Genomic DNA, 15,093 nt, shown 5'->3' on the forward strand with positions numbered 1-15,093 from the left:
GTCCGCGCCGCCTCGGCGTACCCCCTTTGCAACCGGAGTGGACCACAGGGATGCGCGAGGCGATGGCACACGCGATGGTGCGGCGAGCTACCTGCGCCGAGCCGGGGACCGGCGACTCCGCCCGCTGACGTCCCGGCCCGGCTCGGCGGTGTGCCCCGTCCGTCCCGCGTCTCGCGAAAGCCGGTCCCGCCATGCGCTCCACGCAGATCCGTTCCCTGTTCTTCGACTTCTTCGGCGCGCGCGGCCACCACCGCGTGCCCTCCAGCCCCCTGGTCCCCGACGACCCCACCCTGCTGCTGGCCAACGCCGGCATGAACCAGTTCGCGCCCTACTTCCTCGGCGCGGCCGCGCCGCCCTGGCCGCGCGCGATGAGCGTGCGGAAGTGCGTCCGCACCGTCGACATCGACAACGTGGGCCGCACCACCCGGCACGCGACGTTCTTCGAGATGCTGGGGAACTTCTCCTTCGGCGACTACTTCAAGGCCGAGGCCATCGCCTACGCCTGGGAGCTGTTCACCGAGGGCTACGGCCTGGACCCGGGCCGGCTGTGGGTGACCGTCTACGAGCACGACGACGACGCCTACCGGCTGTGGCGGCGCGCCGGGGTCCCGGCCGACCGCATCCAGCGCCTCGGCGCGCCCGACAACTACTGGGACATGGGTGTGCCCGGCCCGTGCGGCCCCTCCTCGGAGCTGCACTACGACCGCGGCCCGGGGTTCGGCCGCGAGGGCGGCCCCGCGGTCGACGGCGAGCGCTACCAGGAGCTGTGGAACCTGGTGTTCATGCAGAGCCTGCGCGGCGCGGGCGAGGGCCTGGACTACCCGGTCGTGGGCGGGCTGCCGCGCCCCAGCATCGACACCGGCCTGGGCCTGGACCGGCTCGCGGCGATCCTGCAGGGCGTCGACACCGTCTGCGAGACCGACCTGCTGCGCCCCGTGCTGACCCGCCTGGAGGAGCTGGCCCGGCGGCGCTATCCCGGCCGCGAGGGCGGCGAGGTCTCCACGGCGTTCCGCGCGGCCACCGAGCACGCCCGCGCCGTGGCGTTCCTCGTCGCCGACGGCGTGGTCCCGGGCAGCACCGGCCGCGGCTACGTGCTGCGCCGGCTGCTGCGCCGCGCCGTGCACCGCGCGCGGTTCCTCGGCGTGACCGGCCCGGTGGTGCCGGAGCTGACCGCCGAGGTGGTGGCCGTACTGGGCGCCGACTGGCCGGAGTTGGAACGCCGGCGCGACACCATCGCCGAGGTCGCCCACCGCGAGGAGGAGGCGTTCGACCGCACCCTGCGGCAGGGCACGCGCATCCTCGACTCCGCCATCGGCCGCGCGGTGGCGGGCGGCCGCACCCGCCTGCCGGGCGAGACCGCCTTCGAGCTCCACGACACCTACGGGTTCCCCGTGGAGCTGACGGCGGAGGCGGCGCGCGCGGCCGGGCTGGAGGTCGACCGCGACCGCTTCGCCGATGGGGGTCCCGGGATGAGTGACGACGAGGGGAGCCACCTCATCTCTTCGGTGGAGCGGGGGGAGTCCGGCCCGTGGACGTGCCCTGAGTGCGGCGAGTACGCCGTCGAGTCGGGGCAGCGGTTCGAGCAGGGCCGCGTGGTGGGGCACGCCCTGATGTGCTTCGCCTGCCAGGCGGAGGTCGTCGCGCCCGCCTGAGCGCGGCCGTACGCGGATACCGCGCCCTCACCAGCCATCACGTGACGGCTACCGGCCCCTTCCCGGGGCGCCGGGTCACGCCGGCGGGCAACGTCGACCCGCCCCATTCGCGCCATGACGCGATGCACGTCCCGCGTCATGGTCGCCTCCATCGGAACCAGATACCGATGGGTGGCCGAAGGAATCGCCGACCGGGAGGCAGACCAGGCCTCCACCACCCGTTTCCGGTACCCCCGGCCCGCATCGCCCGTACTCGCACCGTGGTGCGAGCGAGGTCGCGAACGCGGCGCCGTGGGCGGCGGTCGGCCGGGGGCGGGGCGTGCGGCCCGTCCCCCGGCGGGTGGGCCGCGGGTGCCGTCAGGCCAGGGGGTGGCCGGTCGTGGCGTCGACGTGGTCGGGGACCTCCTCGTGCCGGTCGCCGACGCTGAGTGTGCCGGCCGCCTCCACCATCATGATCGCGGCGCCCTCCGGGGCGGAGGGCCGGTGCTCCACACCGCGCGGGACGACGAAGGACGCCCCCTCTCCCAGGACCACGGTGCGCTCCGCCCCGTCCTGGCGCAGGCCGATGCGCAGCTCCCCCGAGAGCACGAGGAAGAACTCGTCGGTGGTGTCGTGGGCGTGCCAGACGTGGTCGCCGCCGACCTTGGCGATGCGCACCTCGTGGTCGTTGACCCGGGCGAGGACGTGCGGGCTCCACAGCCGGTCGAACCCGGCGAGGGCGTCGGAGAGGCGGACGGGGCCGGGGGCGGCCTTGGGCGTGCTGTGCTGCGGCTGCTGACTCATGGGGGTGATCCTTCCGGCTGGTGCCCCCCGCGCGACAGTGCTAGGAATCGCATATGCCGCATCATTCCTCGCATCCGGCCCCTCCCGCGCGGGCGCACCGCGTCGCCGTCATCGTGGACGAGGGCTCCAACCCCTTCGAACTGGGAGTGGCCACCGAACTCTTCGGCCTGCGCCGCCCCGAACTCGACCGGCCCTGGTACGACTTCACGCTGTGCGCCGCCCGGCCGCGGGTGCGCATGCACGCCGGCATGTTCACCCTTTCGGAGGTGGCCGGGCTGGAGGCGGTGGACGCCGCCGACACCGTCATCGCGCCCAACCGCCCCGATCCCCAGGAGGCGCCGAGCCCGCCGGTGCTCGCGGCGCTGCGGCGCGCCGCGGACCGGGGCGCGCGCCTGGTGAGCCTGTGCACCGGGGCGTTCACCCTGGCCGCCGCCGGGGTGCTCGACGGCCGCCGCGCGACGACGCACTGGCGCTGGGCGGAGGTGTTCTCCGCGATGTACCCCCGCGTGCGGCTGGACCCGGGCATCCTGTTCGTCGACGACGGCGACGTGCTGACCGCCGCGGGCAGCGCCGCGGCGCTCGACCTGGGGCTGCACCTCATCCGGCGCGACCACGGCGCCGAGGTCGCCAACGCGGTCAGCCGCCGCCTGGTGTTCGCCGGCCACCGCGACGGCGGCCAGCGGCAGTTCATCCCCCGCCCGGTCCCCGAGGTCCCCGACACCTCGCTGGCCCCGGTGCTGGCCTGGGCGCGCGAGCGCCTGCACGAGCCGCTGACCGTGGCCGACCTGGCGGCTCGCGCGGCCGTCAGTCAGGCCACCCTGCACCGCCGGTTCCGCGCCGAGGTGGGCACCACGCCGCTGGCCTGGCTCACCGCCGAGCGGGTGGACCTCGCCTGCCGCCTCATCGAACGCGGCGAGGAGCGCCTGGAGGTGGTCGCCCACGCGAGCGGGCTGGGCACGGCCGCCAACCTGCGCGCCCAGGTGCGCCGCCGCACGGGCCTGAGCCCGTCGGCCTACCGCCACCGCTTCGGCCGCACCGCCGGGCGGGCGTGACGCCTCCCGCCCGGCGGTGCGGGGCGCGACAAGAGGGCCGCCGGCGGGGAGCCCCCGGCCCCCGTCGGCGGCCCCGGCCGCGCGGCCCCCGCTAGGTCCTGTTTTTTGAAAGGTCTGCGGGGCGGGCTGGTCTTCGGTAATCCTTGGGATTCATGGTCCGACGCCATGAACTCACCGACGCCGAGTGGGACCTGCTCGCCCCGCTCATGCCCGCCCACCCCCGCAAAGGCAAGCGGTGGGCCGACCACCGCCGCGTCATCAACGCCATCCTCTACCGCACCAGGACAGGCATCCCCTGGCGCGACCTGCCCGAACGCTACGGCCCCTGGGAAACCGCCGCCGGACGCCACCGCCGCTGGTGCCTGGACGGCACCTGGCAGCGCATCGCCGACCGGCTGCGCATCGACGCCCTCACCGGCGCCGAACTCACCGCCGGTATCGACTCCACCGTGATCCGCGCCCACCACCACGCCGCCGGAGCCCCAAAAAAGGGGAGGCGGCCCGGGACGAAGGGGACAGGGCCCAAGCACTCGGGCGCTCGCGGGGCGGCTGGTCCACCAAGCTCCACCTGATCGCCGACACCCGCCGGCGGCCGCTGGTCCTGGCCCTCACCCCCGGCCAGCACGCCGACACGGTGATGCTGCGGCCTCTGCTGGAGCGGCTGCGCCTGGCGCGCTCCCAAGGGCGGGCGCGCACCCGCCTGGACCGGTTGCTGGGCGATAAGGCCTACTCCAGCCGCGCCAACCGGTCCTACCTGCGCCGGCGCAAGACCAAGGCGACCATCGCCGAGCCCGCCGACCAGCGGGCCAACCGGCTGCGGCGCGGTTCGGCGGGCGGCAGGCCCCCGTCCTTCGACCGGGAGGCCTACCGCTTGCGCAACACCGTCGAGCGCGCGATCAACCTGCTCAAGCAGAACCGCGCGGTGGCCACCCGCTATGACAAGCGGGCCGTGATCTTCGAGGGCACCGTCCAGGTGGCCTCGATCAGAATCTGGCTGCGCGACCTTACCCGTTCAACAAACACTGCCTAGCCCCGGCGGAAGTAGGCGTTCGCGCTGGGCCGGTACATCAGGACCAGCGCGGCGAACACCGCGGCCACGTGCAGGGCGCGCGGGGCCGCCACCACCGCCAGGTGCGGGGTGAGCAGCGGCAGTCCCTCGGCCAGGCCGCCCTGGAGCAGCCATGTGACCGGCTCCACGACCAGGCTGAGGGTGCCCACGACGCCCAGCCCCAGCGCCAGGACCGGGCGCGCCCAGCGGCGGCCCCCGTAGAGTGCGGCCACCACGGCCAGCACCACCCCGTAGACCACCGCGCGCACGCCCAGCCCGGGCAGCAGTTCGCCCCACGGCGTTCCGGCCGAGACCAGGTCGGCCGCCATGACCGCCGACTCGGCCACGCCCAGTGCCACGGCCGCCGCCCACACGCCCGCCGCGGTCCGCACCGCCGCCGGCCGGGAGCCCGCGCGGCCGGCCGTCCCTCCGGCCGCGCGCGCCCGCCCCTGCTCCCCCGTGGTTGTCGCCGTGGTGCCCGCCATCGCCGGGTCTTCTCCTTCGCGCTGTTTCGCTGTCGGAGTTGATTCTTCCGGGGCACCGGGGCCCGGGTCCGGAGTGCGCGGCCCCCGGTCGCACCGCTACCGGCCACCCGCCCGGGGGTGGTGCGCGCACCACTCCGCGCACGGCGGAGAGGCGCCGGGCGCGGGGGCGCGGCGCCGTTCAGGCAACCACGTCTCGTACTGGTCGAGCATCATCGCGTGGGTGGCGCCGCCGCCGTGGACCAGCACGACGACCGGGTGCGGCCCCGGCGCCTCGGGCAGGGTGAGCCAGGCCGCGCAGTGGTCGCGGCCGGAGGGGAAGGCGGTGCGGACGGTGGTCATGGCAGCCTCGTTTAAGTACACGGTACGTGGACAGGGAGAGCGAATCACGTACGACGTACTTAAACAAGTCGCGCGCCGACCTCGAGGACGGCCGCGCCGGCCCTCACACCGGGAGCGGGCGCTCGTGGACCACCTGCTTCATGACCAGCGTGGAGTTCAGCCGGCCCAGTCCGGGCAGGGTGGCCAGGCGCTCGTCGTAGAGGCGCTGGAAGCCCTGCAGGTCGGCGGCGACCACCCGGACGAGGTAGTCGGGGTCGCCGAAGAGGCGCTGGGCCTCGATGACGTTGGGGATCGCGGCCAGGGCCTCCTCGAAGTCGGCGACGGTGGCGCGGTCCTCCTGGCGCAGGGTGGCGAACACCAGGGCCTCGAACCCCAGGCCCACCGCCGCCGCCTCCACCACGGCGCGGTAGCCGCGGATGGTGCCCGCGCGTTCCAGTTCGCGCACGCGGCGGTGGCACGCCGAGCCGCTGAGCCGCACCCGGGCGGCGAGTTCGGTGAGGGTGCTGCGGCCGTCCCGCTGCAGCTCCGCAAGAATCTTCCGGTCAAGGGCGTCCATACCGGCAATTCTCCCGCGAAACAGTTCTGACGTGGGCAAAGACCGCAACACATTCGGCCGCCGCGCGTCTAGGCTCGCACCCGCACGCCCCCGCCGCCCCGCAGAAGGAGGAAGCCCCCGATGGACGCCGGCGCCGTGGTCGCCTTCCAGGCCGTGTCGCTGCTGCTGGTGTGCGTGCCCGGCGCCGACTGGGCCTTCGCCATCGGCGCGGGGCTGCGGCACAGCGCGGTGGCGCCCGCCGTGTCGGGCCTGGTGGTCGGCTACCTGGGCTACACCGCGCTGGTCGCGGCCGGGGTGGGCGCGGTCATCGCCCGCTCTCCGCACCTGCTCGCCGCACTGACCTGGGCGGGGGCGGCATACCTGATCTGGCTGGGCGCCGCGGCGCTGGTCCGCCCCGCCGCACCCCCCACCGCCGACGGCGCCGCCGCGGGCACCGGGCGGCGCGCGCTGGCGCAGGGGATCGGCGTGACCTGGTTGAACCCCAAGGCGCTGCTGCTGTACCTGGCCCTGCTGCCGCAGTTCGCCGACCCGGCCGCCCCCTGGCCCATGGCCGCCCAGATCGGCCTGCTCGGGGCGCTGCACACGCTCAACTGCGGCGTGGTGTACTTCGGTGTGGGCACGCTGGCGCGGCTGGTGCTGCGCACCCGCCCCGCCGCGGCCCGCGCGGTCAGCCGGCTGGCCGGAGCCGCGATGGTGGTGATCGGGGTGTCCCTCCTGGCGGAGCGGCTCCTGCACTGAGCACCGCGCCTGCGCCCGCGGCTACAGCAGGACCACGCAGCCGCGCCCGCGCAGGCGCTCCAGCCAGGCCGGGTACCGCTCCAGCTTGGTCCAGCGCAGGTCCAGCCGCTCCAGGCGCGGCAGGGTGCCCAGGGCGTCGGGCAGCCCGGTCAGCCGGGTCGCCCGCAGGTCCAGGTGGCGCAGGTCGGTCAGCCGGCCCACGGCCGCCGGGAGGTGCTGGAGGGGGTTGCCGCGCAGGTCCAGCAGCCGCAGCCCGCGCAGGTCGCCGACCGACTCCGGCAGGGTGCGCAGCCGGTTCTGGGCGGCGTGCAGTTCGCGCAGCCGCCCCAGCCGGCCGATCGCCTCCGGCAGGCGCTCCAGGCGGTTGCGGTAGACCCGCAGCTCGCGCAGTGCCGCCATGTCCCCGATCGACTCCGGAAGCGCGCGCAGCCGGTTGTCGGTGGCGTTGAGGTAGTCCAGCCGCGCCAGCCGCCCGATCGCGTGCGGCAGGCGGGTCAGGCCGTTGTCGCTGAGGTAGAGGTAGTCGCACAGTCCGGTCAGCTCGCCGAGCGCCTCGGGCACCGTGCCCAGCCGGTTGTGGCCCAGGTCGAGCATGCGCAGCCGGCGCAGCCGCCCCACGGCGGGGGACAGCCCGGTCAGCGCGTTCTGCCCGAGGTTGAGCGTGCGCAGGCCGGTCAGCTCCCACAGCCGCTCGGGCAGGTGCTCCAGTTCGTTGGCGCCCAGGCTGAGGTCGGTCAGGGTCCGCGCGCCGCTGAGTTCGGGCGGCACCCGGCGCAGGCGGTTGCCGTAGAGCAGCAGCGCGCGCAGGCGGGGCAGCGCGCCGACGAACGGCGGCAGCACGGTCAGGGCGTTGTGGTCGAGGTCGAGACGGGTGAGCCCGCGCAGCCCGGCCACCGCCTCCGGCAGCCGGGGCAGCTCCGCCCCCGGCGCGACGAGTTCGACCGCGCCGTTGGCGCCGCGGCGCAGCGCTCCGGGGGGAAGCCCGTCCAGCGCGGTCGCCGGGCCCCGACGCTCCGCCGGCCGCGCGGGCCGCTCGTGTCCCGCCATGTCAGCGGACCAGGGTGTAGGTGCGGGTGCGGGCGTAGGGGGTGAACCCCAGCCCCCGGTACAGCGGCAGCGCCGCCTCGGCGTTGGGGTGGTTCTCGACCGGGTACACCACGGCCTCCTCGGCGCCCAGCGCGCCCAGGGCGCGCATCGCCGCCAGGCAGACGGCGCGGCCCAGCCCGGCGCGGCGGAAGGCGGGCGCGGTGCCCACCGGCTCCAGTTCGCCGACGCGGTTGTCAGCGTCCCACCAGATCAGGCAGTTGGCGGCGAAGGCGCCGTCGGGCGCCTCGACCACCCAGTCCAGGTCCTCGCGGTAGGGCCAGGCGGCGCGCACGTTGCGGTAGGACTGCGGGGTGACCGCCGAAGGGTGCCACACCTGGCGGTGCAGCGCGACGCGGCGCTCCAGGTCGGCCTCGCCGCGCAGCGGCCGGGCGGTGAACCCGGCGGGCAGGGCCGGGGGCGGCAGGTCGGCGAGGGCGCGCGACATGTACACCCCCCGGTAGGCGGCGGTGTCCCAGGTGTATCCGGCGCGCTCCAGCGCGGCGATCAGGTGGGACTCCCCCTCCAGCACCGTGACCAGGAGCCGGGGCGCGGTGGCCACACCCGAGAACCAGGCGAGCACCGCGTCGGCGAGTTCGGGCCGCGCGGGGTCCACGAGCAGGTCGAGGGTGCCGGGCAGCTCCGCCCATCCCCACGCGCGCACCCGCCCGCCGTCCTCCCACAGCAGGGTGGGGCGGTCGGCCTCGCGGCCCAGGTGCTGGTTGCGCTGCCAGGCGAGGTCGCCGACGTGGAAGCGGGAGGCGTGCGACCACACCCGCCGGGCGAGGTCCTGCATGGCCCGCAGGTCGGCGGGCCCACGGTAGGGGCGAGTCGTGGTGGCCACCGCGCGATCATGCCAAGCCGCCGCCCCCCGCGCCACATCTTTTCGCCCGCGCCCCTTGGGCGGCCACGGGTCGCGCGTCCCACCACCCCCGCGCGCGGCCTCGGTAGGGTCAAAGGCGGTGCGGCCCAGTGGAGGCCGCACCGGACTCGACCGCGCCGACCGGGGCGCGCCCCGGCGGCTCACGAGGGAGCAGTCACATGGCACGGATCCTGTTCGTTCTCACCGGCGCCGACCACTGGACGCTGGCTGACGGCACCAAGCACCCCACCGGTTTCTGGGCGGAGGAGCTGCTGGCGCCCTACCGGGTGTTCGTCGAGGACGGCCACGAGATCGCGGTCGCCACCCCCGGCGGGGTGCGGCCCGTGGTCGACGAGGCCAGCCTGGCACCCGGCGCCAACGGCGGTGAGGAGGGTGCGGCCCGGGCGCGGCGCGAGGTCGCCGAGATCCCCCCAGCTGGAGTCGCCGCTGGTCCTCGCAGACATCGACACCGCCGCCTACGACGCGGTCTTCTACCCGGGCGGCCACGGGCCCATGGAGGACCTCGCCTCCGACGCCGACTCCGCCCGGGTGATCACCGAGACGCTGGCGGCCGACAAGCCGGTGGCCCTGGTCTGCCACGGTCCCGCCGCGCTGGTCGCCACCTCCGACGCCCCGGGAGGCCCGCCCTTCGCGGGCCGCCGCCTCACCGCGTTCACCAACGCCGAGGAGACCCAGGGCGGCCTCGCCGCCAAGGCGCCCTGGCTGCTGCAGGACCGGCTGCGCGAGCTCGGCGCCGACTTCGTCGAGGCCGAGCCGTGGGGGCCGCACGTGGTGGTCGACGGCCGCCTGCTGACCGGGCAGAACCCGGCGTCCTCGCTGCCGCTGGCCCAGGAGCTCAGCGCGGCGCTGCGCTGAGGACCGCGCCGGCTCAGCGGGTGTCGGAGGCCAGCCGCACGGCCAGGGCCGCGTAGACGGTCCCCGAGATCCCGTTGAGCCAGCGCTGGACGGCGGGGCGGGCGCGCACGGTGTCGCCCAGGCGCCCGGCCAGCACGCCGGCCGTGCCGTCCACCATCAGGCCCACCACGATGAACATCAGGCCCAGCAGGAAGAACTGCGCCAGCACGCTGCCCTGCTCGGGGTGGATGAACTGCGGGAAGAAGGCCAGGTAGAACGCGATCACCTTGGGGTTGGCCAGGTTGGTCAGCAGCGCCTGGCCGAAGACCCGGGCGCTGGAGCGGCCGCGCACGCCCGCCGCCGGAGCGGCCGTATCGGCCGTGCCGGGGCGGGCGGCGTCGCGGAAGGCGCAGAAGGCCAGGTAGACCAGGTAGGCCGCGCCCAGCACGCGCACGGCGGTGAAGGCGGCGGGGAACGCCTCCAGCAGGGCGCCCAGGCCCAGCGCGGCGGCGGCGGTGTGCACGGCCAGGCCGGCCGACACGCCGAGGGCGGCGACGATCCCGGCGCGCGGACCCGTGGCCAGGCCGGTGGCGGTGATGTAGAGCATGTCGGGGCCGGGGATCACCGACAGGATCAGTGCCGCCAGGCAGAAGGCGGCGGCCACACCCGGGTCGATCGGCATTGGTGCACCTGGTTCTCGTGAGGTTTCAAGGCGACGGCGCGGGCGTCGGCGGACACGGGCGTGGGGCGGGGCAGGGCGCAGCCGGTCCGGGAGCGGGACGCCGCGGAATGGTATCGCGCCCGACGGGCGCGATCAGGTGGTTTCTCCCGTTGTGCCGCCCACACTCGCACGGGCGGACCGCGCGGTCAGTCGGTCCGGCGCAGCCCCGCGATGAGGAGGCCGACCAGGCGGCGGGGGTCGTAGTCGGGGTCGGTGTCGGCGCCGATGCACAGGTTGCCCACCCCGCGCATGAGCTGCAGGGCCGCCACGTCGGAGCGGATCTCGCCGGCGGCGGCCGCGGCGTCGAGGAGGTCGGTGCACACGGGCACGAGGCGGTCGAGGAAGTAGGCGTGCAGCGTCTCGAACCCGGCGCTGTCGGACCGCAGGACGGCGGCCAGCCCGTGCTTGGTCACGAGGAAGTCGACGAAGAGGGAGATCCACCGCGCCAGCGCGGCGTAGGGGGTGGGGCTGCTCGCCAGCAGGGCCGGGCCGGCCTCGGCGCACGCCTCGACCTGGTGCCGGTAGACGGCGACGATGAGGTCGGCGCGCGTGGGGAAGTGCCGGTAGATCGTGCCCACCCCGACACCGGCCTTGGCCGCGATGTCGCGCACCGGCGCCTCCACGCCGGAGGCGACGAACACGGCGGCCGCGGCGTCGAGCAGGGCCTCCTTGTTGCGCCGGGCGTCGGCCCGCTGGGAGCGGGCCGGCCGGTCCGGGGTCACGTCGTCGTTCACCAGGCCCTCCCTCGTGCTGGTTGGACCCTACCAAACGGAACAAGGTTCCTGATGGGCGCCCGGAGTGGCGGCGGGGGCGGGCCGCACACCGGGGTCGGAGTCAGCGCGCGGCGTCCCCGGGGGCGTCGGTGAGCAGGCGCTCCAGCACCGCCTTCAGCAGGTCGGCCTCGGCCGGGCCGAGGTCCGCGGTGAGCGCCTCCAGGCCGGCCATCACCTCCTCGTGGGTGGCGTGGGCGGTCTTCTGGCCCTGCCCGGTGAGGCGCACCCACCACATGCGGCGGTCGCAGGAGTCGCGCACGCGCTCGACCAGCCCGTGGCGCTCCACGCGGTCGACGAGCCCGCTCAGCCCGGACTTCTCCAGGCCGAGCTGGCGCCCCAGCGCGGCCATCTGCACGGGCCCGCCCACCAGGCGGCAGATGAGGTGCGCCTGCTGCGCGGTGAGGCCGTGGGTGCGCGCGGTGTCGGCGAAGAGCTGGTCGACGGTGCTGGCGAGCCGGATGAGCAGGTAGGGCGTGCTTTCGGTGTGGCCGGGGGAGTCCGTGACCGCTGTCATACCCGCAGTCTAGTTGACGACGGTTCGCGCCACGAACTACTTTGTTCGCGACACGAACCATTCGTATTGCGTACTAGGAGTGCCCTCATGCCCAGCACCGTTGCGGTTGTGGGAGGCGGGTACGGCGGCATCACCGCCGCCCGCGAACTGGACGCCTCAGCCGACGTCGTCCTCGTCGAGCCCCGCGACACCTTCGTGCACCACGTCGCCGCGCTGCGCGGCCTGGTCGACCCCGCCTGGGTGGACCGGATCTTCCTGCCCTACGACGGCCTGCTGGAGCGGGGCCGCGTCGTGCGCGACCGGGCTGCGGCCGTCGACCCGCGCGGGGTCGTCCTCGGCTCGGGCGAGCGGATCGACGCCGACTTCGTCGTCCTGGCCACCGGCGCGTCCTACCCCTTCCCGGCCAAGTTCGCCGAGCACGACAGCGCCGAGGCCAAGGCCCGGCTGCGTGCCGCCCACGCCGAACTCGCCGCCGCGCGCGGCGTGCTGCTGCTGGGCGCCGGGCCGGTGGGCCTGGAACTGGCCGGCGAGATCAAGGCGGCCTGGCCCGGCACCGCCGTCACCGTGGTCGACCCGGCCCCAGACATCCTCGCGGGACCCTTCCCCGAGGAGTTCCGCAAGGAGGTGCGCCGCCAACTGGAGGAGCTGGGGGTGGAGCTGGTGCTGGGCACCGCGCTCACCGCCGAGCCCGCCACCGCGCCCGGCCGCGCCGCACCGCTGACCGCCGCCACCGAGTCCGGGCGCACGATCAGCGCCGACATCTGGTTCCGCTGCCACGGCACCGCCCCGCACAGCGACTACGCCCTCGACGGCGGGCTGGCCTCGGCGCGGCGCCCCAACGGAGGCCTCGACGTGGCCCCCGACCTGCGCCTGCCCGGCCACGAGACCGTGTTCGCCATCGGCGACGTCACCACGCTGCCCGAGGCCAAGACCGCCCGCAACGCCACCACCCACGCCAAGGCGGTGGCCGCCGGCGTCCGCGCCCTGATGGAGGGCGGCGAGCCCGCCCCCTACGAGCCGCTGCCGCCGGGGATCGTGCTGCCGCTGGGACCGGGCGGCGGCGCGTCCTACAGCCCCGAGACGGGGATGCTGGACGCGGCCACCACCGCGCAGATCAAGGGCGAGACGATGATGGTCGAGCACTACCGCGAACTGCTGGGCGTCGCCTGACCCCCGGCCCGCCCGCCCGGCCGGTGCGGCGGCCGGGCGGGCGGGCCGGTCACCCGGTGAGCGCGGCGAGCAGCGCCTCCTCGGTCTGCTCGCCGTGGAGCACCCGGCGCCCGTCGAAGCGGAACCCCGGCACGCCCGCGCGCACGAAGTCCAGCCCGCGCACCCGGTCCAACTCCCGGTGCAGCTCCTCCTCGCCGCCGGGGCCCGCGTCCACGCCCACCTCGGCGGCCAGCCGCGCCAGCACACCGGGGTCGGCCACGTTCACGCCGTCGGTGAAGTAGGCGCGGAACAGCCGCTCGGCCATGGCCTCGCCCCGGCCCCGGGCGGCGGCGCGGGCGATGAGCCGGTGGGCCTCGAAGGTGTTGGTGGAGACCACCCGGGTGAAGTCGACGCGCAGGCCGTCCTCGGCGCCGAACCCGGTGGCGGCCTGCACCGCGCGCGCCGCCTCCTCGCCGCGGTCGCGCAGGTGGGTCGCGTACAGCGGCTCGCCCGCGGGGTCGGCGTCGGGGCGGAACCGGTAGGGCAGCAGCGCCGTCTCCACCGCGCCGCCCCGCGCGCAGAACCGCCGCGCCGCACGCGTGTAGCGGGTGAACATCTGGTAGGAGAAGACGCAGGCGACGTCGAAGACGAACTCGACCCGGCGCTGGGCTGTCATCGCGGCAGGTGCCTTTCCGGTGCTGGAGGTGGAGGGGGCGGGGCCGGCGGCGCTCACCAGGGCACCGGCCCGGCGCTGGAGAAGAACCCCCCGGTGGGGCCGTCGGGTCCGGTCGTGGCCATGCGCACGATGATCTCGGCGCCCTCCGCCACGGTCTGGGCGCCGGTGTGCCCGTTGAGGTCGGTGGCGGTGTGCCCGGGGTCCACGGCGTTGATCCGCAGGCGCGGGCAGGCGTGGGCGTAGAGGGCGGTGGCCATGTTGAGCGCGGCCTTGGCCGTGGCGTAGTCCAGCGCGGGCAGCCACGTGGGCGTGTGCGCGGCGCGCGCCCGCTCGTCGGTGGCCGCGGCCAGGGAGCCCAGGCCGCTGCTGACGTTGACCACGACGGGCGCGGGGCCGCGCTCCAGCAGCGGAAGGAACGCCCGCAGCACGCGGACGGCGCCGAACAGGTTGGTGTCGTAGCAGGCCAGCAGGTCCTCGGCGGTGGTCTCGGTGACGGGCTTGCGCGCGCCGACGATCCCGGCGTTGTTGACGAGGATGTCGAGGTGCCCGGCCTCCTCGGCGACCCGGGCGGCCGCGCGGTCCACCGACCCGGGGTCGGTGACGTCCAGCAGCAGCGGCCGGGCGCCCAGGGCGCGGGCCGCGGCCTCCCCCCGGCGCGCGTCGCGGGCACCGGCGTAGACGGTGTGGCCGGCGGCGACCAGGCGGCGCGCGGTCTCGTATCCGAGCCCCCTGGTGGCCCCGGTGATCAGTGCGGTGGTCATGGCCCCCAGCCTCGCCGCCGGCGGGTCGGGCAGGCAGTACCCGCGGCATCCTGGGAAAAGCCGTACCCCCCTGGCGCGGCCCCGGCCGGGGCCGCGCTCCTATAGTGGGCCCATGACCGCACAGGAGGGCGCGGCCGCACGGCGCGGGGGCGGCGACCTCGGCGCCGCGCTGCGCCGGTGGCGCGACCGGGTGGCGCCCGCCGACGTGGGGCTGCCCGCCGGCCGGCCGCGGCGGGCGGCGGGGCTGCGCCGCGAGGAGGTCGCGCGGCTGGCCGGTATCTCGGTCGACTACGTGGTGCGCCTGGAGCAGGGGCGGGCGTCCTCGCCCTCGGCGCAGGTGCTCACCGCCCTCGCGCGGGCGCTGCGGCTGTCCGACGAGGAGCGGCACCACCTGTTCCTGCTGGCCGGCCGGCTCGCACCCGCCGGCGACCGCGGCTCGGCGCACCTGACCCCCAGCGTGGTGCGGCTGCTGGAGCGGATGGCGGACTCCGCGGTCGGCGTCTTCGACCCCGCCTGGACCCTGGTCGCCGCGAACCCGGTGTACACCGCGCTGGCGGGGGAGTACTCCGGCGCCGCCGGGCGCGACCGCAACCTGCTGTGGCGGCACTTCACCGGTATGCCCTCGGGGGTCGTGCACACCCCCGAGCAGGCCGACCGCTTCGAGCGCGCGGCGGTGGCCGACCTGCGGTCCGCCACCGCGCGCCGCCCCGGCGACCCCCGGCTGCGCCGCCTGGTCGCCGACCTGCGGCGGCACAGCCCCCGCTTCGCCGACCTGTGGGCGGCCCACGCCGTCGGGACGCACGCCGCGGACACCAAGACCCTCCACCACCCCGAGGTCGGCGCGCTGGAGCTGGACTGCGACGTGCTGACGGTGCCGGGCAGCGACGCCCGCGTGGTCGTGCACACCGCCGCCCCCGGCTCGGAGTCGGCCGCCAAGCTGCGGCTGCTGGGCGCGGCCGGCGCGCGCGGGGCGGGCGCGCACCGGCACCGGTGACGGCGGCCGTGCCGTTGCGGCAACACGGTTTGCCGCCACCGCGCCCTCCGGC

The 15,093-nt window shown here is 75.8% G+C and carries 17 protein-coding genes and 1 pseudogene; 7 read left to right on the top strand and 11 right to left on the bottom strand.

Going from position 1 to position 15,093, the window contains the following annotated elements; all coding sequences use genetic code 11:
- Nucleotides 1-191: 191 nt before the first annotated feature.
- On the top strand, nucleotides 192-1,652 hold the full coding sequence (gene alaS / locus HNR12_RS02575; RefSeq protein ID WP_179765937.1) for an alanine--tRNA ligase: 1,461 nt from the start codon (nucleotides 192-194) through the stop codon (nucleotides 1,650-1,652).
- Nucleotides 1,653-2,009: 357 nt separating this feature from the next.
- On the opposite strand, the gene HNR12_RS02580 is transcribed toward alaS, so the two are convergent.
- On the bottom strand, nucleotides 2,010-2,435 hold the full coding sequence (locus HNR12_RS02580) for a cupin domain-containing protein (protein WP_179765938.1): 426 nt from the start codon (nucleotides 2,433-2,435) through the stop codon (nucleotides 2,010-2,012).
- Nucleotides 2,436-2,488: 53 nt separating this feature from the next.
- Between HNR12_RS02580 and HNR12_RS02585 the strand changes: the two genes are divergently transcribed.
- Together HNR12_RS02585 and HNR12_RS02590 are read left to right on the top strand one after the other, a co-directional pair.
- Complete coding sequence (locus tag HNR12_RS02585; RefSeq protein WP_179765939.1) at nucleotides 2,489-3,487, top strand: helix-turn-helix domain-containing protein; 999 nt, start codon at nucleotides 2,489-2,491, stop codon at nucleotides 3,485-3,487.
- A 152-nt stretch (nucleotides 3,488-3,639) separates the two neighbouring features.
- Nucleotides 3,640-4,517 (top strand): annotated as a pseudogene (locus HNR12_RS02590) (IS5 family transposase).
- On the opposite strand, the gene HNR12_RS02595 reads toward HNR12_RS02590, so the two are convergent.
- From HNR12_RS02595 to HNR12_RS02605, 3 genes are all read right to left on the bottom strand, one after another.
- Nucleotides 4,514-5,020 carry a hypothetical protein gene (locus HNR12_RS02595; protein ID WP_179765940.1) on the bottom strand — a complete coding sequence of 169 codons (507 nt, stop codon included), beginning with the start codon at nucleotides 5,018-5,020 and terminating at the stop codon, nucleotides 4,514-4,516. The pseudogene HNR12_RS02590 and the gene HNR12_RS02595 sit on opposite strands and share 4 nt — an antisense overlap.
- Nucleotides 5,021-5,116: 96 nt before the next feature.
- On the bottom strand, nucleotides 5,117-5,359 hold the full coding sequence (locus HNR12_RS27755; RefSeq protein ID WP_217782805.1) for a hypothetical protein: 243 nt from the start codon (nucleotides 5,357-5,359) through the stop codon (nucleotides 5,117-5,119).
- Between the two features lie 103 nt (nucleotides 5,360-5,462).
- Entirely contained in the window at nucleotides 5,463-5,915 is a 453-nt protein-coding gene (locus tag HNR12_RS02605; RefSeq protein WP_179765941.1) for an Lrp/AsnC family transcriptional regulator, read from the bottom strand.
- Nucleotides 5,916-6,035: 120 nt separating this feature from the next.
- Between HNR12_RS02605 and HNR12_RS02610 the strand changes: the two genes are divergently transcribed.
- A complete protein-coding gene (locus tag HNR12_RS02610) occupies nucleotides 6,036-6,653 on the top strand; it encodes a LysE family translocator (RefSeq protein ID WP_179765942.1) in 618 nt (205 codons plus the stop codon).
- A 21-nt stretch (nucleotides 6,654-6,674) separates the two neighbouring features.
- On the opposite strand, the gene HNR12_RS02615 is transcribed toward HNR12_RS02610, so the two are convergent.
- Complete coding sequence (locus HNR12_RS02615; RefSeq protein ID WP_179765943.1) at nucleotides 6,675-7,700, bottom strand: leucine-rich repeat domain-containing protein; 1,026 nt, start codon at nucleotides 7,698-7,700, stop codon at nucleotides 6,675-6,677.
- A gap of 1 nt (nucleotide 7,701) precedes the next feature.
- On the bottom strand, nucleotides 7,702-8,580 hold the full coding sequence (locus HNR12_RS29410) for a GNAT family N-acetyltransferase (protein ID WP_179765944.1): 879 nt from the start codon (nucleotides 8,578-8,580) through the stop codon (nucleotides 7,702-7,704).
- Between the two features lie 411 nt (nucleotides 8,581-8,991).
- Here HNR12_RS29410 and HNR12_RS29415 point away from each other — a divergent pair, with 411 nt between their 5' ends.
- Nucleotides 8,992-9,474, top strand: coding sequence for a type 1 glutamine amidotransferase domain-containing protein (locus HNR12_RS29415; protein WP_338119709.1), 483 nt, complete (start codon nucleotides 8,992-8,994; stop codon nucleotides 9,472-9,474).
- A 13-nt stretch (nucleotides 9,475-9,487) separates the two neighbouring features.
- Here HNR12_RS29415 and HNR12_RS02630 read toward each other — a convergent pair whose 3' ends face one another.
- The 3 genes from HNR12_RS02630 to HNR12_RS02640 all read right to left on the bottom strand — a co-directional run bounded on the left by HNR12_RS02630 (nucleotide 9,488) and on the right by HNR12_RS02640 (nucleotide 11,461).
- Nucleotides 9,488-10,135, bottom strand: a complete 648-nt coding sequence (locus HNR12_RS02630; RefSeq protein ID WP_179765945.1) for a LysE family translocator — start codon at nucleotides 10,133-10,135, stop codon at nucleotides 9,488-9,490.
- Nucleotides 10,136-10,320: 185 nt separating this feature from the next.
- Complete coding sequence (locus tag HNR12_RS02635) at nucleotides 10,321-10,908, bottom strand: TetR/AcrR family transcriptional regulator (protein ID WP_308118648.1); 588 nt, start codon at nucleotides 10,906-10,908, stop codon at nucleotides 10,321-10,323.
- A 100-nt stretch (nucleotides 10,909-11,008) separates the two neighbouring features.
- Nucleotides 11,009-11,461: a MarR family winged helix-turn-helix transcriptional regulator gene (locus HNR12_RS02640; protein ID WP_179765946.1), complete on the bottom strand. Its 453-nt coding sequence runs from the start codon at nucleotides 11,459-11,461 to the stop codon at nucleotides 11,009-11,011.
- An 87-nt stretch (nucleotides 11,462-11,548) separates the two neighbouring features.
- Between HNR12_RS02640 and HNR12_RS02645 the strand changes: the two genes are divergently transcribed.
- Nucleotides 11,549-12,631: an NAD(P)/FAD-dependent oxidoreductase gene (locus HNR12_RS02645; protein WP_179765947.1), complete on the top strand. Its 1,083-nt coding sequence runs from the start codon at nucleotides 11,549-11,551 to the stop codon at nucleotides 12,629-12,631.
- 49 nt (nucleotides 12,632-12,680) lie between these two features.
- Here HNR12_RS02645 and HNR12_RS02650 read toward each other — a convergent pair whose 3' ends face one another.
- Nucleotides 12,681-13,286: a DsbA family oxidoreductase gene (locus tag HNR12_RS02650; protein ID WP_179765948.1), complete on the bottom strand. Its 606-nt coding sequence runs from the start codon at nucleotides 13,284-13,286 to the stop codon at nucleotides 12,681-12,683.
- 53 nt (nucleotides 13,287-13,339) lie between these two features.
- The gene (locus HNR12_RS02655; RefSeq protein WP_179765949.1) at nucleotides 13,340-14,047 is read right to left on the bottom strand and encodes an SDR family NAD(P)-dependent oxidoreductase; all 708 of its coding nucleotides are present in this window, start codon (nucleotides 14,045-14,047) and stop codon (nucleotides 13,340-13,342) included.
- Nucleotides 14,048-14,159: 112 nt separating this feature from the next.
- On the opposite strand from HNR12_RS02655, the gene HNR12_RS02660 reads away from it, so the two are divergent.
- On the top strand, nucleotides 14,160-15,041 hold the full coding sequence (locus HNR12_RS02660) for a helix-turn-helix domain-containing protein (protein WP_179765950.1): 882 nt from the start codon (nucleotides 14,160-14,162) through the stop codon (nucleotides 15,039-15,041).
- Nucleotides 15,042-15,093: the final 52 nt, after the last annotated feature.

The organism is Streptomonospora nanhaiensis, from assembly GCF_013410565.1.
Classification (GTDB): domain Bacteria; phylum Actinomycetota; class Actinomycetes; order Streptosporangiales; family Streptosporangiaceae; genus Streptomonospora; species Streptomonospora nanhaiensis.